Annotated in this window: 24 protein-coding genes; 11 read left to right on the top strand and 13 right to left on the bottom strand. The window is 64.8% G+C overall.

The genetic code is table 11. The annotated features are described in order from the left end of the window. Window positions 1-2 precede the first annotated feature (2 nt). Window positions 3-890 carry a beta-keto acid cleavage family enzyme gene (locus tag CLV47_RS10920; protein ID WP_238145325.1) on the top strand — a complete coding sequence of 296 codons (888 nt, stop codon included), beginning with the start codon at window positions 3-5 and terminating at the stop codon, window positions 888-890. Further along, window positions 887-1,864 carry a 3-hydroxyacyl-CoA dehydrogenase NAD-binding domain-containing protein gene (locus CLV47_RS10915; RefSeq protein WP_106349082.1) on the top strand — a complete coding sequence of 326 codons (978 nt, stop codon included), beginning with the start codon at window positions 887-889 and terminating at the stop codon, window positions 1,862-1,864. Before CLV47_RS10920 ends, CLV47_RS10915 begins: the two co-directional genes overlap by 4 nt. A gap of 113 nt (window positions 1,865-1,977) precedes the next feature. Here CLV47_RS10915 and CLV47_RS10910 read toward each other — a convergent pair whose 3' ends face one another. From CLV47_RS10910 to CLV47_RS22045, 7 genes are all read right to left on the bottom strand, one after another. Beyond that, entirely contained in the window at window positions 1,978-2,448 is a 471-nt protein-coding gene (locus CLV47_RS10910; RefSeq protein ID WP_106349081.1) for an SRPBCC family protein, read from the bottom strand. Between the two features lie 48 nt (window positions 2,449-2,496). Continuing rightward, window positions 2,497-2,766: a Sec-independent protein translocase subunit TatA gene (tatA, locus tag CLV47_RS22500; protein WP_238145324.1), complete on the bottom strand. Its 270-nt coding sequence runs from the start codon at window positions 2,764-2,766 to the stop codon at window positions 2,497-2,499. A gap of 76 nt (window positions 2,767-2,842) precedes the next feature. Continuing rightward, on the bottom strand, window positions 2,843-3,859 hold the full coding sequence (locus CLV47_RS10900; protein WP_106349080.1) for a ketopantoate reductase family protein: 1,017 nt from the start codon (window positions 3,857-3,859) through the stop codon (window positions 2,843-2,845). Between the two features lie 70 nt (window positions 3,860-3,929). Then, on the bottom strand, window positions 3,930-5,120 hold the full coding sequence (locus CLV47_RS10895) for an alpha/beta hydrolase (protein WP_106349079.1): 1,191 nt from the start codon (window positions 5,118-5,120) through the stop codon (window positions 3,930-3,932). Then, complete coding sequence (locus tag CLV47_RS10890) at window positions 5,120-5,350, bottom strand: hypothetical protein (protein ID WP_106349078.1); 231 nt, start codon at window positions 5,348-5,350, stop codon at window positions 5,120-5,122. Before CLV47_RS10890 ends, CLV47_RS10895 begins: the two co-directional genes overlap by 1 nt. Window positions 5,351-5,396: 46 nt before the next feature. Beyond that, window positions 5,397-5,987: a DUF421 domain-containing protein gene (locus tag CLV47_RS10885; RefSeq protein WP_106349077.1), complete on the bottom strand. Its 591-nt coding sequence runs from the start codon at window positions 5,985-5,987 to the stop codon at window positions 5,397-5,399. Between the two features lie 153 nt (window positions 5,988-6,140). Then, a complete protein-coding gene (locus tag CLV47_RS22045; protein WP_170111037.1) occupies window positions 6,141-6,293 on the bottom strand; it encodes a hypothetical protein in 153 nt (50 codons plus the stop codon). A gap of 280 nt (window positions 6,294-6,573) precedes the next feature. Between CLV47_RS22045 and CLV47_RS10880 the strand changes: the two genes are divergently transcribed. Beyond that, window positions 6,574-7,851, top strand: coding sequence for an MFS transporter (locus CLV47_RS10880; protein ID WP_106349076.1), 1,278 nt, complete (start codon window positions 6,574-6,576; stop codon window positions 7,849-7,851). Window positions 7,852-7,856: 5 nt separating this feature from the next. Here the strand turns inward: CLV47_RS10880 and CLV47_RS10875 are convergent, their stop codons facing one another. Beyond that, window positions 7,857-9,920: an MFS transporter gene (locus CLV47_RS10875; protein WP_106349075.1), complete on the bottom strand. Its 2,064-nt coding sequence runs from the start codon at window positions 9,918-9,920 to the stop codon at window positions 7,857-7,859. A 170-nt stretch (window positions 9,921-10,090) separates the two neighbouring features. Between CLV47_RS10875 and CLV47_RS10870 the strand changes: the two genes are divergently transcribed. From CLV47_RS10870 to CLV47_RS10860, 3 genes are read left to right on the top strand one after another with little or no spacing between them, the layout of a single operon-like run. Further along, window positions 10,091-10,963: an AAA family ATPase gene (locus CLV47_RS10870; protein WP_106349074.1), complete on the top strand. Its 873-nt coding sequence runs from the start codon at window positions 10,091-10,093 to the stop codon at window positions 10,961-10,963. Window positions 10,964-10,976: 13 nt separating this feature from the next. Continuing rightward, on the top strand, window positions 10,977-12,134 hold the full coding sequence (locus CLV47_RS10865) for a vWA domain-containing protein (protein WP_106349073.1): 1,158 nt from the start codon (window positions 10,977-10,979) through the stop codon (window positions 12,132-12,134). Continuing rightward, window positions 12,127-13,269, top strand: coding sequence for an XdhC family protein (locus CLV47_RS10860; protein WP_106349072.1), 1,143 nt, complete (start codon window positions 12,127-12,129; stop codon window positions 13,267-13,269). The genes CLV47_RS10865 and CLV47_RS10860 overlap by 8 nt, the downstream gene beginning before the upstream one ends. A gap of 72 nt (window positions 13,270-13,341) precedes the next feature. On the opposite strand, the gene CLV47_RS10855 is transcribed toward CLV47_RS10860, so the two are convergent. Next, window positions 13,342-14,295, bottom strand: coding sequence for a DMT family transporter (locus tag CLV47_RS10855; protein WP_202862513.1), 954 nt, complete (start codon window positions 14,293-14,295; stop codon window positions 13,342-13,344). A 38-nt stretch (window positions 14,296-14,333) separates the two neighbouring features. Between CLV47_RS10855 and CLV47_RS10850 the strand changes: the two genes are divergently transcribed. Beyond that, window positions 14,334-15,500, top strand: a complete 1,167-nt coding sequence (locus CLV47_RS10850) for a carbohydrate kinase family protein (protein ID WP_106349070.1) — start codon at window positions 14,334-14,336, stop codon at window positions 15,498-15,500. 53 nt (window positions 15,501-15,553) lie between these two features. Here CLV47_RS10850 and CLV47_RS10845 read toward each other — a convergent pair whose 3' ends face one another. Both CLV47_RS10845 and CLV47_RS10840 read right to left on the bottom strand, forming a co-directional pair. Beyond that, complete coding sequence (locus CLV47_RS10845; RefSeq protein ID WP_106349069.1) at window positions 15,554-17,155, bottom strand: ABC transporter substrate-binding protein; 1,602 nt, start codon at window positions 17,153-17,155, stop codon at window positions 15,554-15,556. A 222-nt stretch (window positions 17,156-17,377) separates the two neighbouring features. Next, the gene (locus CLV47_RS10840; protein ID WP_106349068.1) at window positions 17,378-18,526 is read right to left on the bottom strand and encodes an NAD(P)/FAD-dependent oxidoreductase; all 1,149 of its coding nucleotides are present in this window, start codon (window positions 18,524-18,526) and stop codon (window positions 17,378-17,380) included. A 244-nt stretch (window positions 18,527-18,770) separates the two neighbouring features. Between CLV47_RS10840 and CLV47_RS10835 the strand changes: the two genes are divergently transcribed. The 4 genes from CLV47_RS10835 (at window position 18,771) to CLV47_RS10820 (ending at window position 23,515) form a co-directional block, all read left to right on the top strand. Then, window positions 18,771-19,253: a (2Fe-2S)-binding protein gene (locus CLV47_RS10835; protein WP_106349067.1), complete on the top strand. Its 483-nt coding sequence runs from the start codon at window positions 18,771-18,773 to the stop codon at window positions 19,251-19,253. Between the two features lie 3 nt (window positions 19,254-19,256). After that, a complete protein-coding gene (locus CLV47_RS10830; RefSeq protein WP_106349066.1) occupies window positions 19,257-21,704 on the top strand; it encodes a xanthine dehydrogenase family protein molybdopterin-binding subunit in 2,448 nt (815 codons plus the stop codon). Next, window positions 21,701-22,555 (top strand): FAD binding domain-containing protein, encoded by an 855-nt coding sequence (locus tag CLV47_RS10825; RefSeq protein WP_106349065.1) that lies wholly within the window; start codon window positions 21,701-21,703, stop codon window positions 22,553-22,555. The genes CLV47_RS10830 and CLV47_RS10825 overlap by 4 nt, the downstream gene beginning before the upstream one ends. Before the next feature lie 171 nt (window positions 22,556-22,726). Next, complete coding sequence (locus tag CLV47_RS10820) at window positions 22,727-23,515, top strand: SRPBCC family protein (protein WP_106349064.1); 789 nt, start codon at window positions 22,727-22,729, stop codon at window positions 23,513-23,515. A 160-nt stretch (window positions 23,516-23,675) separates the two neighbouring features. On the opposite strand, the gene CLV47_RS10815 is transcribed toward CLV47_RS10820, so the two are convergent. After that, on the bottom strand, window positions 23,676-24,377 hold the full coding sequence (locus CLV47_RS10815; RefSeq protein ID WP_106349063.1) for a DUF998 domain-containing protein: 702 nt from the start codon (window positions 24,375-24,377) through the stop codon (window positions 23,676-23,678). Between the two features lie 39 nt (window positions 24,378-24,416). Further along, on the bottom strand, window positions 24,417-24,917 hold the full coding sequence (locus tag CLV47_RS10810; protein ID WP_106349062.1) for a GbsR/MarR family transcriptional regulator: 501 nt from the start codon (window positions 24,915-24,917) through the stop codon (window positions 24,417-24,419). Window positions 24,918-24,939: the final 22 nt, after the last annotated feature.

The following is a 24,939-nucleotide window of genomic DNA, read 5'->3' as shown; positions in this document are numbered from 1 at the left end:
CGTTGATTAATCGGAACGTCATCATCACCTGCGCGGTCACCGGCGCGGGCGACACGGTCGGCAAGAGTAAACACGTGCCGGTAACACCCGAGCAGATTGCCAACGACGCGATCGCTGCGGCGCGGGCGGGCGCGGCCGTGGTGCATATTCACGTGCGCGACCCACAGACCGGTAAGGGCTCGCGTGAGCTCAACCTCTATCGTGAGGTCGTCGCGCGAGTCCGAGCCTCTGATGTGGACTTCGTACTCAACCTCACTGCGGGAATGGGTGGCGACCTTGTGCTCGATCCCGGGGACCCGTTCAAGGCCGTCGACGGCACCGACCTGGTCAATGGACTAGAACGGTTGCCACATGTCGAAGATCTCCTGCCGGATATCTGCACCCTTGACTGCGGCACGCTGAACTTCGGCGAAGGAAGCCAGCTATATATCAGCACCCCCGACATGCTCCGCACCGGAGCCGCGCGGATCCAGGAGCTCGGGGTCAAGCCAGAGATGGAGATCTTCGATACCGGACATCTGTGGTTTGCCACGAAGATGGTCGAAGAGGGTCTGATTGATCCGCCGCCGCTTTTCCAGCTGTGTATGGATATCCCATACGGTGCCCCCGCAGACCCCCTGCAGTTGCAGGCGATGGTCAACCGGCTTCCCCCCGGCTCGCAGTGGGCCGCGTTCGCGTTGGGCCGGATGCAGATGCCTTGGGTCGCACAGGCGATCCTGCTCGGTGGCCACGTGCGAGTGGGCCTGGAAGACAACCTCTACCTCGATAAAGGCGTCAAGGCTACGAACGCACAACTAGTTGAGCGCGCGGTGGCCCTGATCGGCAATCTCGGCTGCAAGGTCGCCACTCCGGATGAAGCCCGCCAGATGCTGGAGTTGAAGCCACGATGACGGCGCCTTCCGACGTATTCCTTCCTCCGGTCGCGCCCTCCGACGTACAGCGGATCACCTGCGTCGGCGCGGGCGTCATCGGCGGCGGATGGGTCGCGCATTTTTTGGCTCGAGGGTACGACGTAACCGCGTGGGACCCCGGCGCCGATGCCGCCCGGCGCTTGCGCCAGATCGTCGACGCGGCGTGGCCAGCGCTGACCAACCTCGGCCTCGCGCCAGGCGCGAGCAGAGATCGTCTGCACATCGTTGATGACTTGGCCGACGCTCTCGCCGACGCACAGTTCGTCCAGGAGAGTGCGCCCGAGGATCTCGACGTCAAGATCGACCTATTGGCGCGGATCGACGCCCTGACGCCCCAAGGCGTGGTTATCTCCTCCTCCACGTCGGGCTACAGCATGAGCGAGATGCAGGTCTCGGCGGCGAACCCAGGTCGGCTAGTGGTCGGCCATCCGTTCAACCCGCCGTACCTCATCCCGCTCGTCGAAGTTGTCGGCGGAACCCGGACCCATTCCGGAGCAGTAGCGTGGGCGTCGGAGTTCTTCACCCTCGTGGGCAAGTCGGTCATCACGATGGAGCGCGAGGTGCCCGGGTTCATCGCGAACCGGTTGCAGGAGGCCCTGTGGCGCGAAGCCTTGCACATGGTCGCGGAAGGTGAGGCGACCGTCGAGCAGATCGACACCGCGATCACCGACGGCCCCGGGCTTCGATGGCCATTTCACGGCCCGTGCATGACGTTCCATCTCGCCGGGGGTGAAGGCGGCATGGCACATATGCTTGATCATTTCGGGCCGTCGCTGAAGGCGCCATGGACCAGACTGGAGGCACCTGAGCTCACACCAGAACTGCGTGACGCCATGGTCGCCGGATGCGAGACGGAGGCAGACGGGCGGACCAACGTTGAGCTCATCGCCGAACGCGATGCCAAGATGATCGCAATCATGCAAGCCATGCAGGACGTCTCGCGTCGGGAGTAACCGTCACCAGCGACGGCGCGCTAATGGATCCTCGAGGCCGCCAGCTAGCCCAATGGGGGTACGCCGCCCGAGCAATCGTTGGGTCGCCCGACGACGCAGACCGTCAGGCGCAACTACTCTGACGCCTCGACGGTGCGGGCGAGTATCCCTAACGTCGCCCGAAGTGCTGACTCGGGAATGATCGGGAAGTGGATGCTGTCCCGGTATTGCGGACTGATCTTGCTCCAGTCGTAATACGACGTGACGAGGGTTTCGGACCCGCGGGGCTCGAGCCGGTAGCCATAGAGGTGCTCGATGGGCGGCTGGATCGTTCCCGAGATCGTCCATTCGATGTGGGTGTTGGCCTCGAACTCGGTGATGATCACCGTGACGTCGTACTTGCCCATCGGACGGTCATTGAGGGCCTCGCGGTCCATATGTACGACGAACTCGCCACCGACCCCCGCAACACGCTCGCCGTCGGCGGACTGCAGCATCCCGGAACTGTCGATCGCCACGTGTCCTTGTGGGTCGCTCAGTATCGCGAAGATCGCCTCGGGTGACGCCGCAATCATCCGTTGAACCTCAAAGCGTTCTGTTGTCATACCAACACCCTCGCACGTGACCAGTCGACGCTCGCACCCGGAGAGTTGCTAGGGCTGAGGTTCGGCCGGCTGGGGCTTCGAGTCGTCGGCGTGGAGTTCAGATTGCAGGATTCGAATCGACCGGCCCAGGCTCCTGGCAGCATCAGGAAGCCGTTTCGCGCCAAAGAGCAACACAAAGACAGCCGCGACGATCAACAGATGCCACGGGCTAAACTCCCCCATCTGATCCTCCAAGGTCGCGCCGTCGCTCCCGCGTTTCGGCTCCCGCGTTTCGCCGCACAGCGTGACCGATTGCCTCACGTCGCGCAACTCGATCACATCGTCCCCTCAGCGCGGTGAGATCTATGTGCCGTCAGGCATTTAGTCGGCGTACGGCATTCCGTGAGTGGCGAGGCTAGATGCCGAGGATCGTCGCTAGTTCGTCCGCGCTGATGTCGCCGGGGCGCTGCCCGGTCGCGGCCGCAATCCGCGCCAGGGAAGCGATCTTGGTGTTTATCGGCGCCGCCAGTCCATGCTGCCGGGCGATCAGCGCGATCTCGCCGTTGAGGTAGTCGGTCTCGATGTTGCCGGTGCCGCGCGCCAGTGACTGCCACGACGAACCTCCGAGCTCGTCCGGCTCACCCGGAACGGGACGGACCTTCGGCCCGATGGCGCGCAGTTCCGCCTCCATCTCCCTGCTCGCGTATGCGATCCCGGCGGCATCCAGTACGCCGGATGCCTCGGCGCGAGCCTGCTTCACGATCGAGGCGAAGTCGCCGTTCTTCCCCACGAGAGCCTGGATCGCGTTGACGATATTGCTCAGGAGCTTGTTGTACTTCCACTCCATCACGTCTGCGGGGAGTTGGATCGCGAAGCCGGCCTTCGTCCAGTCCGCTTTGATCTGCTCCAGCAGCGCGGTATCGGCTGATGCACTGGCCGGGTAGCGACCGATGTGGAACAAACCCGGGACCGGCGCCGACCTTGCGATCACTTCGCCGGGTTCGAGGTGTACGGCGGGTAGCCAGATACAAACTCCATATACGAGTCGGAAGTAGCGCAACGCAAGGAGTTCGCTGGCCACTCCGTTGAGCATCGTCAGGACCGGCAACAGCTCCCCCGCCGTACCGGCGACCGTCTCTCCGTCGTACACCGGCTGGTCCGCCCACTGGGTGAGGGCATCGGCGGCCTGGTGTGTCTTGGTCGCGATCACAATGACGTCGTCACGCCGGAGGCGTACCCCCGTCGGACCCGTCGCCGCAGCGACCGGCAGCGTGAGGTTTTCATCCGGCGTACGCAGCCGCAGCCCAGACTCGACGAGCGCCTGCCCGTGCTCACCGCGCGCGATCAGGACCGCGTCAATTCCATGCTGGGTGAGCTTGCCGCCAAGGGTTCCGCCGACCGCGCCGGCGCCAATCACGATGTAACGAGTCATTCTCGAAACATAGTCCAAGGGTGGCCGGCTCAAAGTGTGAGTGGCCGTAGTCACGGACTGGCGCGGCCGGTCAACGTGCAGATACGCCGGGGCCGAGCACTCTCGCCAGCCAGACAAACGCATGCCTGCTGCCGATCCGCCACACAACCGGCGTGTGGCCACCGGTCTCGGTCGTCATCGCCATCAACGCGTCGTACTTTGGCACCTTGCGGATGAACCGTGCCTGTGCGCTGATGTCCTCCTTGTTGTCTTTCGCGGCGATGGTGAAGATCGCGACCTTTGGCCGCGGCTCGCAGATGGTCAGTTGCGGCGAGTTCGCCCGAAGGTCCTTCCGGTTCGCGAACAGTTGATGTGGTCCGTGTTCGTGTACGCCGATGAAGTAGCCGGACAGCACCATCGCCGAGGCGTAGACCTGCGGGTGTCGCAGGGCGAGGTTCGCGGCGCAGTAGCCGCCGGTCGAATATCCGCCGATTACCCAGTTGATCCGGCCGGGAGCGGAGCGATAGGTCGCGGCGATGTACGCCGGGACGTCGCGCGTCAGATAGGTCTCGGCCATCGAACTCGGGTGCGCAAACGACGCGTTCACGCACTCAGAGTCGCTGGGCGGATTGGGATTCTGAGACGGCATGACCACAATGACGGCCGGCATCTTCTTCTCTGCGATGAGGCTGTCCAGGGTGGCCTTAAGGTGCATTCCGTACGTCCACGAAAGGTAGCTCCCAGGATATCCCGCGAGCAGCTCGATCACTGGGTACTGACGGGTCGTCGATGCCGGATCGGCGTACGAACCGGGCAGGTAGACCTGCGCTGGAAGGTTGTACCCGGTTTGCGGCCCCGCGATCGTCGTCGTAACAAGGGTCGACCGGTACGCCGATTGGCTGTCAGTTAGACGATCCGCCGCGGATACATTCCAGCGGTCCTGAGCAAATGCACTCGACCCGAACGACGCCGAACCGTCCCGCTGTACGACGACTGCCGGGTTGAGTCCTTGCTGCGATCCGGCGAGAGCATCCCAGGTCGCGGCTATCTGATCGGTGCGGTTGTAGTAAATGGCGATCGATACGACGACAAGGCACTGCGCCACGAGGACAACTCCGACACGGCTGGCCGTCCGCGGCCGAAACCGTCGCCATCCCCACACGGCGAAGACGACGACGGCTGCGAACGCGCCAATGGCGAGGTACTGGACGAACAACGAGTTGGGCGCCAGCACCGAAAGCTGGTCGCCAGGGCGGACCGGCCGGGCCGACAGTGGATACATCAGTGCCCGCCAAATAGGTCAGACCACGACGCATAGAAGGAGATCTGCTGGTTGGCGAATACAAATGCGGCAAGTAACAGGAAGGCCTGCGACAGCGTGAGGCCCACGATCCGGCGGCTCATTCGAAGCACTCCCCGGTCCCAAAACGCCACGGTCACCGTGGTCACCAGGACGGCCAGCACGAGGCTGATGACGAGAAGCGTCGTGCTGCTCGGTCCGAGGAGTCGCATAAATCCATCCTGACCTCGAAGTCTGAATGGTTGCTGAGAGACTCCCTTACGGGCGCTCAACGAGGGAATCGAGCTTGCCTTGCATAGTGGCGATCGACTGCTCAAGGCGCCGATTCTGCTGCATGAGCTGGTGCAGCAGCTGCTGATTCGTCGGCCCTTCGGGATGCTTAGGCGTCACGAGCACCGTGCCATTGGGCTCGAGCCGTGCGTACTTGACGTTGGCGACGTCGAATATGCCGGCGTTCTGCAGCTCGATCTTGAGGTCAGCCTTCGTGAACCGTTCCTTGCGCATCGCGGTCCAGTCGATCTCACCGTCGCGCACCAGCATTCGCGTCTTCCCCGTCAACAAGTGTCGCCACGTTTGGCTCCGGTAGAACAGGTACACCGCACCGGCGTTGATCAGGAACAGCGCCGATGCACCGATCACCGCTCCCGTCACGGTGTTGTCTGCGCCGATCAAACCGTTTTGTACGGCGTTGGAGACGGCCAGCAGTACGACGAAGTCGACCGTCGTGAGCTGAGCCATCTCGCGTTTACCGGCCAGTCGCAGCGCGATCACCAGGAACACGTAGATGACGACCGCGCGGATGAGCTTTTCCCAGATCGATAGGTCCAGGCCGAATATCGAATGCCACATGCGCTAATCATGGCCGTACGGTGGGCAAACGCGCGTCAAGCGGGGACCTCGTGACGGATCGCGCGGGACTTTGTGACGGATCGCGCGGGACTTTGTGACGGATCGCGAAAGGCCCGGTCCCAACGGACCGGGCCTTCGTCGTACGAGCGGTAGTTAGCGCATCAAGCTCTGGTTGTTGCGCGTCGCGATCGCGAGCAGCTCAAGGCGGACGGTATCCGAACCTGCCCCGGTGATCGCCTTCTGCAGTTGGCGGCGACCCTTTGCGTTTGCACGACGGGCCTGCCACTTATTGGCGATGGTTGCCACTAGCTGTTCACTCCTTGGTAAGAAAGTCTGTATTTGGCGTTTGCCGTGAACCTGAGGTCATCGGGTTCACTAACTATTATGCCCCATAAGGTCACGATTGCAATACAATCATTCGGTGAACTGACGCACACGCCTTCGATTCATCGGTGACCGCGCTCACTTTTGAATGAATATTAAACATTCGATGCGGCCTGGGTCACCATGTTCTGATCATTCGTGACACGATCTGGCTCAGCCAGCACACTCACGCCCGCGCACGACACCCAGAAACGACGTCCCAGTGTTCAAGAAGTACGGCGAGCTCTTCAAGATTCCCGGAAGCGCCGCCTTCAGCTCGACCGGCCTGATCGCGCGCATGCCGATCTCGATGATCACTATCTCGCTGGTGCTGCTCGTCAGCCAGACGACCGGCAGCTACGGCATCGCCGGAATCGTCAGCGCCGTCGCCACGTTCTCCACCGCCGTTGCGATGCCGCAGATCGCGAAGTACGTCGACCGCAAGGGCCAGGCACGGATCGCTCGTCCAGTGATCCTCTTCGCGGTCGTCATCTGGGTGCTCGCGATCATCGCCGTCAGCAGTGGATGGCCGCACTGGACCTGGATCGTCATCGCGCTCATCGGAGGCGGCGCAGCACCGAGTATCGGCGCGATGGTGCGCGCGCGGTGGATGCACGTGCTGCCGGACAAATCGCTTCAACAGCGGGCGTTCTCCTGGGAGTCCTCGCTCGACGAAATCGTCTTCATGACCGGTCCGCCGCTCGCGACTATCCTCGCAACCTCTGTCGCGCCGTACGCCGGACTGCTCGCCGCGCTGATCTTGCTGCTGTTCGGCGGATTCCTGTTCACGGCGCAACGCTCGAGCGAGCCGCCCCCGCAAGTAACCGAACACCGCGTCTCGACGCTCGCCCTCCTCAAAGGTTCGATCCTGGTAGTCGGCGCGGTGTTCATCTGCGGCGGAATCGGGTTCGGATCGATCGAGGTCATCGTCGTGGCCTTCGCGGACGAACAAGGGCACAAGTCGCTCGCCGGCCTCGTGCTGGCGGCGTACGCATTCGGCTCGCTGCTGGCCGGCCTTACCTTCGGCGTCATGAAATGGAAGCGTTCGGTCGGTGGGCAGTTCGTTGCCGCCGCGGTACTTTTCGGCGTACTGGCCCAAGGCCTGCTGCTTGCGTCCAACTTGTGGATGCTGACGGTGCTGATCTTCATCGCCGGCGTCGCGATCGCGCCAGTGCTGATCTCGGCGACCATGCTCATCGAGCGTCTCGTCCCCCCGTACGCGCTGACCGAAGGTCTCACCTGGGCGACGACCGCGCTCGTCGCCGGCGTCACGATCGGTGCGGCCGTCGGCGGCCAGCTCATCGACTCGTACGGCGCGCGCACCGCCTTCCTGCTGCCCACCTGCGCCGCGCTCGTCGCCGCGATCATCGCGGTCGTGGCAAGCCCGCGGTTGCGGTTCAGCGCCGTGCAGAAGACCTCTCAGCGGATGCACGCGTCTGCCATTGACTCCCCCGCGCCCGGTGGTACGCCGGCCGAACGAGTCGACGAAAACGTCGAATAGCCGGCTCAGGCATCAACCGAGGTCACGGCCTTCGCATCGCGCAGCATCCCAGCGTCGTCCGCGAGAAGCTGGTTGGCGAGGTTGCTGACTAGTGTCAGCAACTCCGGATCGCGATCCGTGGACCACCCGCGCAGGAGGTCAGCGAGCGCATCGCGGCGGGCGGCGACAAGTCGGCGTACGGCGTGTGCCCCGGCGTCAGTGACGTGGATGATCTCGTCGCCGGCGACCTCTTCAACGCTGATCAGCCGGAGCCCGCGCAGCGATCCGAGGTGCTCGTCGAGGTCGTCGTGACTAATCCCCAGCCGGTCGGACAGCCCGGCCGCCGTTACCCCGGGGGCCTCGGCGATCCGATAGAGCAGCCAGCAGGCTCGCGGCGGGAGCGTCAAACCGGCGCGGGTAGCCAGTCGCACGTACAGCGCCCGCCGGTTCTCCCTGCGGGCAAGGACCTCGATCGCCCTTTCCATCTCTTGGAACGAGCTGCGCTCGGATGGGATCGCGGTCGGCGCGTAGGTGTCGGCAGGGTTCGCCGCCGCGGCAGTTGCCCGCAGCGGCACCTCCTTGAGCAGCCACGACAACGCGAACGCGACAAGCGCGATTGGCGCCGCGACGAGGAACACGGTGCGGATGCTCGCGGCGTACGCCTCGATGAAGCCGGTGTGGATCTCGGGCGGCAGCTTCGCCAGCACCGCGGGACTCGCGCCGGAGGTGGCGCTGAATCCCGGCGGAATGGTCAACCCTTTCAAGTAGTGCGCCAGATTCCCGGTCAGCACATTGGCGAAGATCGCACCGAAGATCGCGGTGCCGAAGCTACCGCCGATCGAACGGAAGAACGTCGCCCCAGAGGTCGCCGTACCAAGATCGCGGTAATCCACTGAGTTTTGTACGGCGATGACCAGCACTTGCATCACCGCGCCGATGCCGACGCCGAGCACGAACATCGCGACCGACGATTCCCACATCGGCGTGCTGACCCTGAGGCGGGACAGCAGAAACAGTCCGATCGCCATCGTCACTGTGCCGAGCACCGGGAAGATCTTGTAGCGACCGGTGCGGGTGATCAGCAGGCCCGAGCCGATCGAGGTGAGCAGCAGGCCGCCCATCATCGGCAGCAGCCGAAGCCCGGACGCCGTCGGGCTGACCTCCTGCACCACTTGCATGTATTGCGGCAGGTAGGTGATCGCGCCGAACATCGCGAACCCGACGACAAATCCAATCGCTGAGGAGGTCAAGAACACCCGATTGCTGAACAGGTGAGGTGGCAGGACGGGCTCGGCCGCACGCTTTTCCACCCACACGAACCCGATGAGCAGCACCACCGCGGCGATACCAAGGCCGTAGATCACCGGCGATCCCCAAGCGAACGTGCTCCCGCCGAGACTGGTCAGCAGCACCAGGCAGGTGGCCACGGCGGCCAGTAGCCCGGCACCGAGGTAGTCGATGACGTGTTGCACTTTTGTGGACACCGCCGGCAGCACGATCGCGGTGACCGCGAGGGCGATTATGCCTAGTGGCAGGTTGATGTAGAACACCCAGCGCCAGGAGAGATGGTCGACGAAGAAGCCGCCAAGCAGCGGACCGACGACGCTGCTCACCCCGAAAACGGCACCGAAGACGCCTTGGTAACGGCCCCGCTCACGAGGCGACACCACATCTCCGACGATCGACTGTGCGCCCACGATCAGGCCACCGCCGCCGATGCCTTGCAGTGCGCGGAACAAGATCAGCTCGACCATCGAGTTGGCGATGCCGCACAACACCGATCCAACGAGGAAGATGACGATCGCGGCCTGAAAGAACCTCTTCCGGCCGTACATGTCGCCGAGCTTGCCCCACAGCGGCGTCGATGCCGTCGAGGCGAGCAGGTATCCGGTGACCACCCAGGCAAGATGCGACAGGCCATGCAGGTCACCGGCGATAGTCGGCAGTGCCGTGGCCACGATCGTCTGATCAAGCGACGCCAGCAGCATGCCCAACAGGAGTCCGCCGAGAATCAGCCACAACTGCCGCTTGCCGATTGGCGCCGAGGCCGAGGCCGACGCCGTTTCGTCGGTCGCACGCGAGTCAGCCATTGCGTCCTCTTTTCGGCGTTGTCGTTTGAGTGTTGCACGTCAGGCGCCATGAATCGATCCTCTAACCGGCTATCGCAATGGTTAGCCGGCCTGCACAAGTAGCATCGAGGGGACTGGCCGGCGTTTGTACGTCGATATACCTGCCACCAGACACGTGTGGAGCACAACTGATGACGATGCTTGAATTCGATGACCCGAAGGCGCTCGCTAAGGCACTCGACCAAACCGACTACATCGCGGACGAGGGGCTCGCCACCGCGGCGTACCTGGCGCTGCGGATGGGCCGCCCGCTGTTCCTTGAGGGCGACGCCGGAGTCGGCAAGACCGCGCTCGCGCTCGCGCTCGCGCAGGTCCTCCAAGCCGAGCTGATCCGGCTGCAGTGCTACGAGGGAATCGACGCCAGCCAGGCGCTGTACGACTGGGACTTCGCCCGCCAGATGCTGCATCTTCGGGCGGCCGAGTCAACCGGCCGCACCGCCGACGAGGCCGAACTCTACGACCGCCGGTTCCTCATCGCGCGGCCGCTGCTGCGCGCACTCGAGGTCAGCCCCGCCGTACTGCTCGTCGACGAGCTGGACCGCGCCGACGACGAGTTCGAGGCATTCTTGCTGGAGATCCTGGCCGAGAGTTCGGTGACCATCCCCGAGCTCGGCACGATCAAGGCCGAAACCCCGCCGCTGGTCGTGATCACCTCCAATCGCACGCGGGAGGTGCATGACGCGTTGAAGCGGCGCTGCCTCTACCACTGGGTAGCGCATCCGAGCTTCGACCGCGAGGTCGAGATCATCCGCCGCCGGCTGCCCGAGGTCAGCGAGTCGCTGTCTCGCCAGGTGGCGTCCGCCGTTGCTAACCTGCGCAAGGCCGACCTGCTCAAACCGCCTGGCGTCGCCGAGGCTATTGACTGGGCCGAAGCACTGCACCTGCTCGGCACGCGCGAACTCACCCCTGAGGTCGCCTCTCGCACGCTTGGCGCCGTACTGAAATACCGAGAAGACGCCGAACGCATCATCCAGCGCGGCCTCGACGAGCTGCTCACGGCGTAGCAATGGGCCTGCGATGACTTCCAACAACTACGGCCTCGTGCCGGCGAGCGCGGGCGCCCTTGCCGAACCGCGCGGCGTCGATGAGATCCTGCTCGGATTTGCCCGGATGCTGCGGGTCGCCGGCGTCGCGGTCAGCCCCGACCGAGTGCAGTCGATGATTGCGGCACTGGGACATCTCGACGTACTCGACGAGGACAGCGTCTACTGGGCCGGCCGTCTCACGCTGTGCTCCAACCCCGATGACCTACCCAAGTACGACGCGGGTTTTGCGGCGTACTTCGGAGGCGAGGTACCTAAACCGTCACAAAGCCAGCCGCCGCAACACAAGCACGTCGAGGCGTCGTTCGGCATGGACGACCACGCGCCCGAAGGCACCGGCGAGCAGGAAGACGACCCGATCCCTGGCATGGCCAGCGCCCAAGAAGTGCTGCAACATAAGGACTTTTCCGACCTGCAACCCGCCGAGCGTGAGGAGCTGCGCCGCCTTTTCGAGTTGCTCGCACCGACCTCTGCGACCCGGCGTACCCGGCGATACGGTCCCAACAAGCGCGGCATCACCGACGCGCACAAGTCGATCCGGGCGGCCATGCGCAACGGCGGGGAGATGACACGGCTGGCTCGCAAGCGGAGGCGTGTGCGCCCCCGCAGGCTGGTGATCCTGGCCGACGTCAGCGGTTCGATGGCGCCGTACGCCGACCCGATGCTGCGGTTCGCGCACGCTGCTGTACGCCGGGACCAAGTCCACACCGAGATCTTCACGCTCGGCACTCGCCTGACCCGCGTCACCCGCGAGCTGCGGTTACGCGACCCGGACAAGGCACTGCGAGCCGCCGGTGCGGCGATTCCCGACTGGAGCGGAGGCACGCAGCTCGGCGAGATGTTGCGCGCTTTTCTCAACCTGTGGGGACAGCGCGGCATCGCGCGGCGGGCGATCGTGGTGATCTTCTCTGACGGCTGGGAACGCGGCGATCCGACCCTGCTCGGCGAGCAGATGCAGCGGCTGCATCGCCTGGCATACAGCGTGATTTGGGCTAACCCGCACAAGGGTCACGCAGGGTATGAACCATTGACCGGGGGAATAACCGCGGCCCTCCCATACATTGACCATTTTGTAGCCGGACATAGCTTTGCTTCGTACGCCGAATTAGCCAAGGTGATTTCTCATGCGTGACATCCTTACTGACCTCCTCTCCTGGTGGGAAGACGACCAGACAGTCGGGATGGGCACGGTGGTCGCGACCTGGCGCTCGGCCCCGCGACCCGCCGGGGCCTCGATGATCGTCAGCACTAGCGACGAGGCCCTCGGCAGCGTCTCCGGCGGTTGCGTCGAAGGCGCGGTCTATGAAGAGGCCAAACTGGTCCGGGACGGCGAAAGTACGCCGCAGATGCACCGCTACGGCATCAGCGACGACGATGCCTTCAGCGTGGGGCTTTCCTGCGGCGGGATCATGGACATCTTCGTCGAACCGATCAGCAAGACGACCTTCCCCGAACTCAAGGACGTCGCCGACTCCATCGAGAAGCACGAACCAGTAGCCGTCATCACCTGCGTCACCGGACCCGAAGATCGCGTCGGCAAACGCCTGGTGCTCTGGAACGACCGGCGTTCGGGTTCACTCGGCATGCAGCGGCTGGATGATGCGGTCGCCGAAGATGCACTCGGGATGCTGGCCGCCGGTCGCACCGGCACGATCCACTATGGCTACGAAGGCGAACGCCGCGGCGACGACCTGACGCTGTTCGTCGCGTCGTACGCCGCCCCGGTCCGGATGCTGGTCTTCGGCGCGATCGACTTCGCCGCCGCGGTCGCCAAGATGGGCACCTTCCTCGGGCACAAGGTCACCGTCTGCGACGCGCGACCGGTGTTCGCGACCAAGAAGCGCTTCCCCGACGCGCACGAGGTGGTCGTCGACTGGCCGCACCGCTACCTGCAAGGCGAGGTCGACGCAGGCCGGATCGACGAACGCACCATTATCTGCATCCTGACCCACGACCAGAAGTTCGACGTACCGCTGCTCGAAGTGGCGCTGCCTCTCGATGTCGCCTATATCGGCGCGATGGGCTCTCGGCGTACCCACGACGACCGACTCGACCGGCTGCGCGAAGCCGGCGTACCCGAGGAACAGATCGCGAAACTGTCCTCACCGATCGGGCTCGACCTCGGCGCGCACACTCCCGAGGAAACGGCGGTGTCGATCGCGGCCGAGATCATCGCGTTGCAGTGGGGCGGCGACGGATCGCGGCTCAGCGCCAGCGCGGGACGCATCCACGGCGACATCGTTCGCGAGGAACCGGTCCTCGGCTAAGTTTTCCGTGGCTCGCTGCGCTAGCCGATATGGGCCCAGGTGCTGGCTATAGCGACGGAGCTGTCACCGGCCTTAGATGACCTTCTCCAAGAGCGGATCTTCGACGGTCGGCTTGACTCGTTCCCGCCACCCGAGCGCGGTGATCGTTGCTACGACGATCGCGAAGCCCACCCACTGTGACCAGGTGAGGGTGGTGCCCAGGAATAGCACGCCGACGACCGCCGCCGTCGCCGGAAACGCCATCTCAGCGAACGTCGCCCGCGACGCGGCCGTGTAGCGCAGCCCCAGGTAGTAAAGACCGAGCCCCAGCAGTCCCGGGATCAGCGCCAGCAACACCAGCCCGGGCATGTTGGACCAGCCCGGGAGCACGGGGGCCCGCACGACGGCAACGACGACGATCGCCCCGATTACGCCGAAGCTGAACCGCAACACCGTCATGTCCCGCGGGCTCACGCTCGCGGTCACCATCCGGCCGAGCACCGTCCCCGACGCCCACAAGACTGCCGCGCCGACCGCGAACAGCGCCGACTGAAGGGCCGCGATCTTGACGTCGAACGGCTGCGCAAATGTCATCAGCCACGCCCCGACCAGTGCCGGTACGGCGTAAATGGCGAATCCTGGCTTCAGCCGCTCACGCAGCAGTACGACCGCTAGCAGGACCGCAAAGATCGGCTGCAGTTTCTGCAGGATCAGCGGCGTGATGAAGTCTCCGGTCTGCGCCGATAGCCGGAACGCCTGAGTGAACAGCGCCGTACCCACCGCTGAGGCTCCGACGCCGATCGTCACGATCGCGGCCTTGTCGCGCAGCGAGCATCGCGCGAAGACGCGCATCGCCGGCAGTATGAACGGGCTCAGGATGACCACGATGATGACGTGCTCCCACAGCACGACTGTCGCCGGATTGATGGACACCGCCAGCGGCTCGCGCAGCAAGCCGTCCAAGCCCCACAGCGCGGCGGCGATGGCCACCAGCCAGGTGCGATCGACATGAGTCTTGGATGAGAGAGAATGTCCAGAAGCGGTCACAATGGAAGACTACTCAGTCGGCGAGAAGGGGATACGACATGGCCGATCACCCGGGTCCGATCCGCGACTTCGGCCACCTCGCAGCGAAAGACGGTCGCGAGGAGACTCCGCGCCGGCATGGTCCGCGGGTCCTGATCGATCCGCTCGCGTCGGTACGCCGCCCGAAGGACCCGTTCGTCGACGTCTTTTGTGCCGGGCAGGTGTTCTTCGACATCGTGTTCACCGGACTCGAGCACATACCCCGGCCCGGGACCGAGGAGTGGGCGCCAGGGATGGGGTCGAGCCCCGGCGGCATGGCCAACATGGCCGTTGCGATGCGTCGTCTGGGGCTGCGCACATGGCTGGCTGCCGCGTTCGGCGATGACATGTACGGCGACTACTGCTGGGACACCCTCGCCGTACAAGAGGACATCGACCTGACGGCCTCGCGCCGGTTCCGGGGCTGGCACTCCCCCGTGACCGTATCCGTCGCGCACCAGCACGACCGGTCGATGATCACCCACGGACACCCTGCGCCGCAGCCGCTTGACCAGATGATCGGCTCGCCGCCCGCCGTACGCGCCTGCTTCGCGCACCTGGAGATCGAGGAACAGTCGTGGGTACGGCACTCCTACGAGTCCGGCGCTTTGGTTTTCGCGGATCTCGGGTGGGACGACAGCGGCGAATGGTCGCGAGAAATACTGCGGCGCCTGGAAACCTGCCACGTCTTCCTGCCGAACGCCGAGGAGGCGATGGCACTCACCCGCACGGACACTCCCGAAGCCGCGTGCTCCGCGTTGTCGGAGCATGTCCCGGTCGTGGTCGTCACGCGCGGTGACGAGGGTGCGATCGCGCTCGACCAGCTCACCGGCGAGAGCGCCGACGTACGAGGGCTTTCGGTGCCGGCGATCGACCCGACCGGCGCAGGCGACGTTTTTGGCGCCGGTTTCATGGTCGGCCAGCTCGCTGGCTGGTCCCTCGAAGAGCGGCTGCGCTTCGCGAACCTCTGCGCGGCGCTGTCGGTGCAGCACTTCGGCGGCTCACTTGCCGCCCCGGGCTGGGGTGAGATCAGCGCCTGGTGGCAACACACCGTCGAGTCCGGCGCGGGAGACGGGACGCTGCACGAGTATGCGTTCCTGGCCGACGTACTGCCGGGAATCGCCCTGTCACCGGTACGCCGAGCCGGGGCGACGCTAGGCCTACGTCACCACGACGAAACCCCGTAGCGTCCGGCAAAGTGGTCGCCATCACGACCGCTTCGCCGGACGCAATCGGAAGGTTAGCTGACCGCGACACCGCGCAGGTCGGGGAACCCGCTCGGGCTGAGCCCGAAGCCGGACACCGAGTCATTGAACACGCTGATCACGTGCAGCTGGCAGATCGGCAGCAGATGGTTCGGATTGTCGACCATGTCCTGCATCATCTTCGCGTAGATCGGCGTCCGCTTTTCCGGATCGATCGGCGTCGCCGCCTCGACGGCGAGGTCGAGCGTGGACTGCGCGACCGGGTTGCCGACGCTGTAGATCGAGCCGGGCATCAGATGACGAGACGCCACGCCATGTGGGTCGGAACTGCCGGAGTACGGGTTGACGTTGCCCGCGACCGTCTTGGAGACCGAGAACGCCTCGATCACCTGTGGAGTCGGAACCTGCTCGATCGTCATTTTGACGCCGACCTCGGCCAGCATCTCCTGCAAGACCTCGGATAGCTGCACCGTGTACGTGACGTTGGTGGTGACCGTCGGCAGGTCGAAACCCTTACCGACGCCGGCCTCTTCGAATAGCTGCTTGGCCTTCTTCGGATCATGCGGCCAGACGTCCAGCCCGTTACCGATCTCTTCGCTGTAGGCGAAGCTGCTCTCCGGCCAGGGCTGAATCTGTGGAACACACATTCCCTCGAAGTAGCCGTTGCCGATCGCCTCCCGGTCGATGGCGTAGTTGAGCGCCTCGAGGACCTTCGGATTATCGAACGGCGCCTTCGCGGAGTTCACCGTGAGGTACATGAACACCACCGACGGAGTAGCGGTGACCTTCAGGCCGTCCTTCACGGCGGACTTTACCTGCTCGGGTCGCATGACCGCGCCGTCGATGTCGCCCGACTTCAGGGCGTTCAGCCGTGTCTGGTCATCGGTGATCAGCTTGATCTCCATCGTGGCGACCCGCTGCGCGTCGGGCTCCCAGTATCCCTCCCGCTTGGCGTAGCTCGCCTTGTCGCCCGAGGTGAACCCCGTAAGTGTGTAGGCGCCCGCGCCGACGGGCTGCGACTTCAGGGTGCCGCCAGCGATCGCCGCCGGCGAGGCCATCATCCCGGGACGCTGGGCGAGCGCGCCGAGCAGCGCGCCGACGCCGGTGTCGGCAACCAGCTTGACGGTGTAGCCGTCGACGACCTCGACCGCGTCGAGCTGCTCGATCTCGGTCGCGATCCGGCTGCCCTCGCCCCTCGCACGGTCCAGGTTGATCTTGACTGCTTCGGCGTTGAACGGCGTGCCGTCCGAGAAGGTCACGTCCTTGCGCAGTGTGAACACGAGAGCCTTGCCGTCGTCGGCTGACTCCCAGTCGGTCGCGAGCATCGGCTGGACGCTGCCATCGGGGGCGTTGAACACGAGCCGGTCATAGACAGGCGCGAGAGTGACGAAGTCGTATCCCGACACGCTCTCGATCGGGTCCCAACCTGGCGTCATCACGCTGTAGGAGTAGGCGAAGTGGCCGTTCGGGTCATAGTCGGAGGCCAGTTTGATTGTGTTCGAGAACTCGTCCTTGAGGTCCGACGAGTCACGATCGGGGGCGCCGCCGCAGGCTGCGAGCAGCAGAGCCGATGTCGCGATGGCCGTAAAGGCCCGAACACGACGGGAGAGGTTTGTCGCTGTCACGTATCTACCCATAATTTCATTGTTGAGAGTCGCCCCGAGGCAATCGCTCAAGGATCAACCCGCTGGTGAGGACGCCTCATCGGACCAAAGGGTCACGCCGAGGCAACGCCAAAATTACAAGTGTAAAGCCATTGTTAGTTTCGTCAGCGCGCACCCTGTACGCCGACTGAAACGAAATCCCTAACGTCCGGCGAAATGGTCGTTACAACGACCGCTTTGCCGGACGCAACCGGGCTAGCGGAAGCGGGACGTGGTCGCGGGCGAGAGCGCTTCCTCAGTGAGTCCACGGGCGATAAGGTCGGCCGGGATGCCCTCTCCACGCACCAGGCTGGCCGCCGTACGCGCCATCGCCGCGCAGGTCTGGATGCCGTAACCGCCTTGCCCGGCAAACCAGAAGACGCCCGGCGCGACCGGGTCGAAACCGACGACGGGCACTCGGTCCGGCGCGAAGTTGCGCAGGCCCGCCCACGAGCTGCGTACATGGCGTGGCGCGACGTGAGTAGCGATGTCGATGGCCTCCATGGCGCGAGCGATCTCCAACTCGTCTGGCTTGGGATCGCTCGGTGACTGCAACACTTCGTCGGCCGGTGAGCAGAGGTACTGCTCACCGTCGGGCTTGACGTAGAACGAGTCATGAATGTCCGCCGCCATAGGCATTCCGGCACTACGCGAACCCAGTGGCGAGGGCACCATGAAGATCGAGCGGCGCAGCGGTTTGATGCCGATCGATCGCGCTCCCACGGTCGCGGCGACGACGTCTACCCATGATCCGGCCGCATTGATGACCAGCGGGGTCTGGTACTTATTGCCGCCCGAATCGGTCAGCGTCCACAGCGTGTCGCCGTTGTCGCGCTCGGTGCGCACAGCGTCGACGATCCGAGCGGCGGTATGGACGACACCACCGCGCTCCTTGTAGCCGCGAAGAAAACCTTGGTGCAGCGCATGGACGTCCATTTCCATCGCGTCGGGTTCGTAGAGCGCGGACTCGACGTACTCCCGCTTGATGATCGGGTTGACCTCCACGGCCTCGTCGGCGTCGAGGATGCGTACGTCGGGCACCAGCACGCTGAACTCGTCGTATAGCTCGTGCACCCGACCCGAATCGCCCGCCGCGCCAATCCATACCAGCCCCAGCGGCGACAACGGTGTGCCGTCGAAACAGTCCGGCGGGTTCTCGAAGAATGCACGGCTCCCGGTGGTCAGCGCCCGGATCTGGGCTCCGCCGTACGTCTCTAAGAACGTCGCCGCGGACCGGCCCGTGGTGTGAAACGCCAGAGTCGTCTCCATCTCGAGAAGGCCGACCGTGCGCTCCCGCGCCAGCTCGTAACCGAGCGAGATCCCGGCGATACCGCCGCCGATAATGATTGCCTCGTATCGCTCCACTCAGCGACCATAGCCGCCGGTCGCGGTCGGGGGAGGCTGAACCCGCACCTGCGGCTCAGAATGAATTGATCATCCGCAAACGCGACAGCCGGTCCGCTTCGCTTGTATAGCTGGGAGATTTCGCTTGTTAAAGGCAGCCGTCTGCGGTTGGCTCAACCATACGGGTGGTGTGGCAGATGCCACAGCCACGCGGTACAAATATCAGACGGGGTAAACGTCACCCGCACGTCTGCAGGGAGATTACATGCCAAAGATCAGCGTCACCGTCGACGGCGTCACAAACGAAGACGACGTCGAGCCGCGCCAACTACTCGTCCACTACCTCCGCGAAACGCTCGGGAAGACCGGCACACTCGTCGGCTGCGACACCAGCAACTGCGGCGCCTGCACCGTTCACCTTGATGGCAAGGCAGTGAAAAGTTGCACCGTGCTCGCCGTGCAGGCCGACGGCTCCGACGTGCTCACCATCGAAGGCCTCGCAAAGGACGGCGTACTCCATCCGATGCAGCAGGCGTTCCACGAGAAGCACGCACTGCAGTGCGGCTACTGCACACCCGGGATGATCATGGCGTCGATCGACTTCGTCAATACCAACGGCAAGTCCGACCCCACCGAACAAGAGGTACGTGAAGGCATCGAGGGCAACCTCTGCCGATGCACCGGTTATCAAAATATTGTTGCGGCCGTGCAGTACGCCGCCAAGACGATGTCAAGTACGGGGGCATAAGCGATGACTGCGGTAGACGATCATCCGGCGCACGAGGTCGGTCAGGCCCGTCCTCGTCGCGAGGATCAGCACCTCATCACCGGCCACTCGACGTTCGTGGACAACATGCAGCTTGCCGGCATGTTGCATCTGGCGTTTGTGCGTAGTTCGATGGCGCACGCCAAGATCACGAACATCGACGTATCGGAGGCACAGGGCCGTCCCGGCGTACACGCGGTCTATACCGGCAAGGACTTCGCCGAGGTGCAAGGAAACCTGCCCTGTGCGTGGCCGGTGACACCGGACATGGTCAATCCCGGCTACCCCTCGTTGGCGATCGACCAGGTCAACCACGTCGGCGAGGCAGTTGCCGTCATCGCGGCACGCACCAAGGCGGCCGCGGAGGACGCGGCCGAGGCGGTCCTCGTCGACTACGAACCTCTTCCGGTGATCCTCGACATGGAGGAAGCACTCGCCGAGGGCGCACCGCTGGTACACGCCAACACGACGTCCAACAAGTCCTACACCTGGGCCTTCGACTCCGGCCAGGCCGGCTCCGGAGGCAACGTCGACGACGCATTCAGCGGCGCCGAGGTCAAGATCAAGCGACGGTTCATCCAGCAACGCCTCATTCCGTCGTTCATGGAACCCCGCTCGTACGTCGTACAGCCCGAAGGCGAGGGCCTGACACTCTGGTCCGCGACCCAGATCCCGCACATCTTGAGGATCATGCTCTCGCTGACGCTCGGGCTGCCCGAGCACAAGGTGCGGGTGATCGCTCCTGACGTCGGCGGCGGGTTCGGCGGCAAGATCACCGTGACTCCCGAGGAAGTCATCACCGCGCTGGTCGCCCGCAAGCTCGGCAAACCATGCAAGTTCACCGAGTCCCGCTCCGAGTCGCTCGTTTCGGCACACCACGGACGCGACCAAATCCAGGACATCACGATGAGCGCCACGAAGGACGGCACCATCACCGGTCTCGATGTCGAGCTGACGGCCAACATGGGCGCCTACCTCAGCCTGGTCGGCCCCGGCGTACCGGTGCTTGGCGCCTTCATGTTTCCCGCTATATACAAGATCCCGGCGTACCGGTTCACCTGCCACGGCGTGTTTACGACGACAACCAAGACCGACGCCTACCGTGGCGCCGGTCGCCCCGAGGCGACGTACGCCATCGAACGCATCATGGACGAGATGGCCGCCGAGCTCGGCGTCGATCCGCTGGAGCTGCGGCGCAAGAACTGGATCAAGCACGAGGAGTTCCCCTACACGACGGTCGCGGGCCTGACCTACGACAGCGGCAACTACGAGGCGGCCACCGACAAGGCCCTCGAGCTGATGGGCTGGGACGCGCTTAAGGCCGACCGTGACAAGCGGCGCGCCGACAAGTCGACCAAGCAGCTCGGCTTAGGCATCTCGACGTTCACCGAGATGTGCGGTCTCGCGCCGTCGCGGGTGCTCGGATCGCTGGACTACGGCGCCGGCGGCTGGGAGACCTCGTCGGTGCGGATGCTGCCCACCGGCAAGGTCGAGGTCGTCACGGGTATCTCGCCGCACGGGCAGGGCCATGAGACGTCGTTCGCGCAGATCGTCAGTGACCAGCTCGGCGTACCGTACGACGACATCGAGATCATCCACGGCGACACCGCCAGCGCCCCGCGCGGCCTGGATACGTACGGCTCGCGCTCGCTCACCGTCGGCGGCATCGCCGTCGTCAAGGCCGTCGACAAGGTCGTGGCCAAGGCGCGGAAGATCGCCGCACACCTGCTGGAGGCGAGCGAGGACGACCTCGACTTCGCGGGCGGGAAGTTCGGGGTGAAGGGCACCGACAAGGGACTCATGATCCAGGAGATCGCGTTCGCCGCGTTTATGGCACACGACCTGCCCGAGGGCATGGAGCCGTCGCTGGACAGCGAAGCGACGTTCGACCCGGAAAACTTCTCCTTCCCGCACGGCACGCACCTGGCGGCCGTAGAGATCGACACGGACACCGGTCAAGTCGAGTTGCTGAAGTACTGCTGCGTCGATGACATCGGCAACCAGATCAACCCGCTGCTGGTGCAGGGCCAGGTGCACGGCGGGCTCGCGCAAGGCATCGCGCAGGCGCTGTTTGAGGAAGCCGTCTACGACGCCGATGGCAACCTCACGACCGGCACGTTTGTGGATTACACACTGCCGAGTTCGGCGGACCTGCCGTCGTTCATCACCGGATCGACGTACACCCCGGCCACGAGCAACCCGCTCGGCGTCAAGGGCGTCGGCGAGGCCGGCACCATCGCCTCGACACCGGCGATCATCAACGCCGTCGTCGATGCGCTGCGGCAGTACGGCGTCAACGACATCCACATGCCTGCCACCCCCGAACGGGTCTGGCGGGCGATCCACTCCGGGTTTGGCGACACGCAGCCAGCGGCCGAGCAGACCACCGCACACACCGAAGGCACCTCGAACAGCGACAGGAGCGGTTCATGATCCCGTCAAGCTTTGATTACGCACGGCCGACCTCTGTCGACGAAGCGGTCAGCGCACTGGCAAGCGGCGGCGAAGACGCCAAAATCCTAGCCGGAGGTCAGTCGTTTATCCCGGTGCTTCGGCTGCGGCTGGCCGCACCGTCCACCGTGGTCGACCTCGGCCGCATCGAGGAACTGCGGCAAGTCACCGAGGACGGCGACAACATCACCATCGGCTCGATGGTGACCCATGCCGACGTACTGACCAACGCGTTGATCGGTCAACATCTGCCGCTGCTGACTGCCGCGACCGACACGGTCGCGGACCGGCAAGTGCGCAACCGGGGCACGCTGGGCGGCGCGCTTGCGCACGCCGATCCGGCCGGAGATCTCGGCGCCGTGGCGGTCGCCCTCGACGCGACCTTCGAGGTTGCCGGCTCCGGCGGCCGGCGTACCGTCGCGGCCGCCGACTTCTTCCAGGACTACCTCACGACCGTGCTCGGTGAGGGCGACGTGCTGGTGGGCATCAGCTTCCCCAAGCAGGTCGGGTACGGCGTGCGCTACGAGAAGTTCAACCGGATGGCGCAGGCATGGGCGACCGTCGGCGTCGCCGCAGCGGTCAAGGTCGAAGGTGGCAATATCACCGACGCTCGGGTAGCACTGACCAACATGTCCACCGTGCCGGTCCGCGCCACCGCCGTCGAGCAGGCACTCGTCGGCAAACCGGCCAACGCGCAAACCATCGAGGCCGCAGCGCAGCAGGCGGCCGAGGGCACCAATCCGACCGACGACCTCTCCGCGAAGGCCGACTACCGCGTGCACCTGGCCAAGGTGCTCACCAAGCGGGCGGTTACCGCCGCCGCCGGCATTTAGCCCAATTCTGTCGACGACGAGCACATGTACCGGCCAATCGAGACCGGTACATGTGCTCGCTCGCACCCTGGCTCGGCCGGGACATCTGACGGGGCGTGTGCTCGAATGCGCCCTCGTACGGCTGGGACGTAAGGTATAGACCGTTACCGAATTCTTCGATAAGGAGCAGCAATGGAGCTCGAGCACAGCTTTTCCATCCCCGTGACGGTCGAGAAGGCCTGGCCGATCCTGCTCGACATCGAGCAGATCGCTCCGTGCATGCCCGGCGCGTCCATCGACAGCGTCGACGGCGACGACTTCACCGGCTCGGTCAAGGTGAAGCTCGGCCCGATCAACCTGACATACAAGGGACAGGCGAAGTTCGTTGAGAAAAACGAACAGACCAACACCGCGGTCATCGACGCGCGCGGCCGTGACTCGCGCGGCAACGGTACGGCGTCCGCCAAGATCACTGCGGGCCTGGTCGCCGATGGCGAGTCGACGACGGTCAAGGTCGTCACCGACCTGAACATCACCGGGAAGCCGGCCCAGTTCGGTCGCGGCGTGATGGTCGATGTCGGCAACAAGCTCATCGGCCAGTTCGCCGACTGCCTGGCCGGCAAGCTGTCCGAGGACAACTCGGCAGATACTTCGACGGCCGCTGATGGCACCGCCGCATCGACCGCAGGCGGGGTGGCCGCGGCTGGGTCGACGGCCAGTGGAAGTTCGGCGACGGACGATGACGCCGGCAAACATGCCCTTCGCGATGCCGGCGCCGCGGCTGCAGGAGCCGGTGCAACGGCTGCGGGTTCGGCCGCCAAGCCGGTCAGCAGTCCCCGGCCCGTGCAGTCAACCGAACCGGAGCCGATCGACTTGCTGGAGCTTGCCGGTGGAACTGTCGCTAAGCGCGCAATCCCGGTCGTGGGCGCACTGCTCGCGCTCATCGGGATCATCCTGCTGATCAAGAAGCGCGGCAAGTAGCTCCTCACCTCAACCGCGAGACGACCTCGCGCTTCGCACAGGAAACTGACGCTTAGCGCAGGTCGTTTCGTGCTTGAAGCGCACCCTTCCTACCCAAGGTGTCCTCGTACGTGACGGATCAGCGGATATTCGTGACGGATCGCGGGTTTTTCGTGACGGATCAGCGGACATTCGTGACGGATCGCGGGTTTTTCGTGACGGATCGCGCGGTGCGCAGCGCGAGGCAGATGAGGACTCCGACCTCGAGGACGACGAGGATCCGTTCGGTGAGGCCGAGCGGAATGGCCTGCCACCACTGAGCTCCTGCAGAGCGCGCGTCGGCGACCATCCAGACCAGGTAGCCCATGTAAACCACCGACGACACCGTGAAGACTAGCGCCGCAACGAGCAGGCCGCGACCCGGTACGACCGGGCGGCGTAGCGCCGTACCGATGAGCCACCCGGCGCCGATCGGCAATGCCAGAAACGCCACGATGCTCGCCGCGCGGTGGATCGAGCCGGCGACGCTCGGCCCGATCGCCCAGTTGGTCTTCTCGAACGCCGCCACGCCCGCCATTCCAACCGCCCACAGCGTCAACATCACCGTGCCCACCGACAGCGGTTTCAGTTGCTTGTCCAGGACGAGCGCGACGACAAGCAATAGCGACGACAGCGCGAGCAGCACAACCGCGCCGTTGAAGACCCAGCCGAGCTCGGAAAGCCCGTAGGCGCTGATGGTCTCGTGGTAAGGATCCAGTCGCGACGTCGGCGGAACAAAGTGGAGGGCCGCGACCGCGATCCCGGCGACCACGATCCCGGCGAGCGAGAGCGCCGCTAGCTGACGTACCGGTGGCGACGCGGTAGCGGTCGTCGTACTGAGCATGGGTGCATCGTATGTGGGAACGACCGAACTAGTCGCCGGTCAGTCGGGCTGGTCTCCGCGCTCGGCGCGCAGCTTGTCGCGGCGCACTCGCCAGCGTTCGATCAGAAGCGGCACCTCTTCGATCATGAACAGGTCGAACTCCCGCGCCTCGTCGAGACGGCGGCCGACTTCCGTGTCGACGCCGAAGAGCTCGACGCCCTCGGCGGCTGTCTGCATCCATTGCGACAGCACCTCGTCCTTGTGCGCGAACGCTTCGTACCACACGTCCTCGCCGAGCGCGAAAACGTCCCGCCGCGACCCGGGCTCGCGATATCGCACAACCATGTCGACCTGCTCGAGGTAGCGCACCGCTCCGGAGATCGCCGCAGGACTGGCCTTGAGTAGTTCGCCGAGGTCGGCCGCCGTCATCTTGCCGCCCTCGCTCGATAACACTGCGGCGAATACCCGGGCCGCCATCCGCGGCATGCCGGCCCTGACCAAGTCGTTGCCCATCTTCTCGACAAAAACCGAGTGCGGGTCGACGGCCGGGCTGGGAGACATGCCCCCAATCTACCCATCTTTT

The organism is Antricoccus suffuscus (assembly GCF_003003235.1).
Lineage (GTDB): Bacteria > Actinomycetota > Actinomycetes > Mycobacteriales > Antricoccaceae > Antricoccus > Antricoccus suffuscus.
Note: the sequence above shows the minus strand (reverse complement) of the source record. Positions and strands in the feature narration are given on the sequence as shown.

Coding starts and splice junctions, on each gene's coding strand:
- CLV47_RS10915 (WP_106349082.1), top strand. CDS start 887: ATGACGGCGCCTTCCGACGTATTCCTTCCTCCGGTCGCGCCCTCCGAC.
- CLV47_RS10815 (WP_106349063.1), bottom strand. CDS start 24,377: ATGCTCAGTACGACGACCGCTACCGCGTCGCCACCGGTACGTCAGCTA.
- CLV47_RS10895 (WP_106349079.1), bottom strand. CDS start 5,120: ATGTATCCACTGTCGGCCCGGCCGGTCCGCCCTGGCGACCAGCTTTCG.
- CLV47_RS10830 (WP_106349066.1), top strand. CDS start 19,257: ATGACTGCGGTAGACGATCATCCGGCGCACGAGGTCGGTCAGGCCCGT.
- CLV47_RS10870 (WP_106349074.1), top strand. CDS start 10,091: ATGACGATGCTTGAATTCGATGACCCGAAGGCGCTCGCTAAGGCACTC.
- CLV47_RS10820 (WP_106349064.1), top strand. CDS start 22,727: ATGGAGCTCGAGCACAGCTTTTCCATCCCCGTGACGGTCGAGAAGGCC.
- CLV47_RS10885 (WP_106349077.1), bottom strand. CDS start 5,987: ATGTGGCATTCGATATTCGGCCTGGACCTATCGATCTGGGAAAAGCTC.
- CLV47_RS10825 (WP_106349065.1), top strand. CDS start 21,701: ATGATCCCGTCAAGCTTTGATTACGCACGGCCGACCTCTGTCGACGAA.
- CLV47_RS10860 (WP_106349072.1), top strand. CDS start 12,127: ATGCGTGACATCCTTACTGACCTCCTCTCCTGGTGGGAAGACGACCAG.
- CLV47_RS10850 (WP_106349070.1), top strand. CDS start 14,334: ATGGCCGATCACCCGGGTCCGATCCGCGACTTCGGCCACCTCGCAGCG.
- CLV47_RS10900 (WP_106349080.1), bottom strand. CDS start 3,859: ATGACTCGTTACATCGTGATTGGCGCCGGCGCGGTCGGCGGAACCCTT.
- CLV47_RS10890 (WP_106349078.1), bottom strand. CDS start 5,350: ATGCGACTCCTCGGACCGAGCAGCACGACGCTTCTCGTCATCAGCCTC.
- CLV47_RS10875 (WP_106349075.1), bottom strand. CDS start 9,920: ATGGCTGACTCGCGTGCGACCGACGAAACGGCGTCGGCCTCGGCCTCG.
- CLV47_RS10835 (WP_106349067.1), top strand. CDS start 18,771: ATGCCAAAGATCAGCGTCACCGTCGACGGCGTCACAAACGAAGACGAC.
- CLV47_RS10865 (WP_106349073.1), top strand. CDS start 10,977: ATGACTTCCAACAACTACGGCCTCGTGCCGGCGAGCGCGGGCGCCCTT.
- CLV47_RS10910 (WP_106349081.1), bottom strand. CDS start 2,448: ATGACAACAGAACGCTTTGAGGTTCAACGGATGATTGCGGCGTCACCC.
- CLV47_RS10845 (WP_106349069.1), bottom strand. CDS start 17,155: ATGGGTAGATACGTGACAGCGACAAACCTCTCCCGTCGTGTTCGGGCC.
- CLV47_RS10810 (WP_106349062.1), bottom strand. CDS start 24,917: ATGTCTCCCAGCCCGGCCGTCGACCCGCACTCGGTTTTTGTCGAGAAG.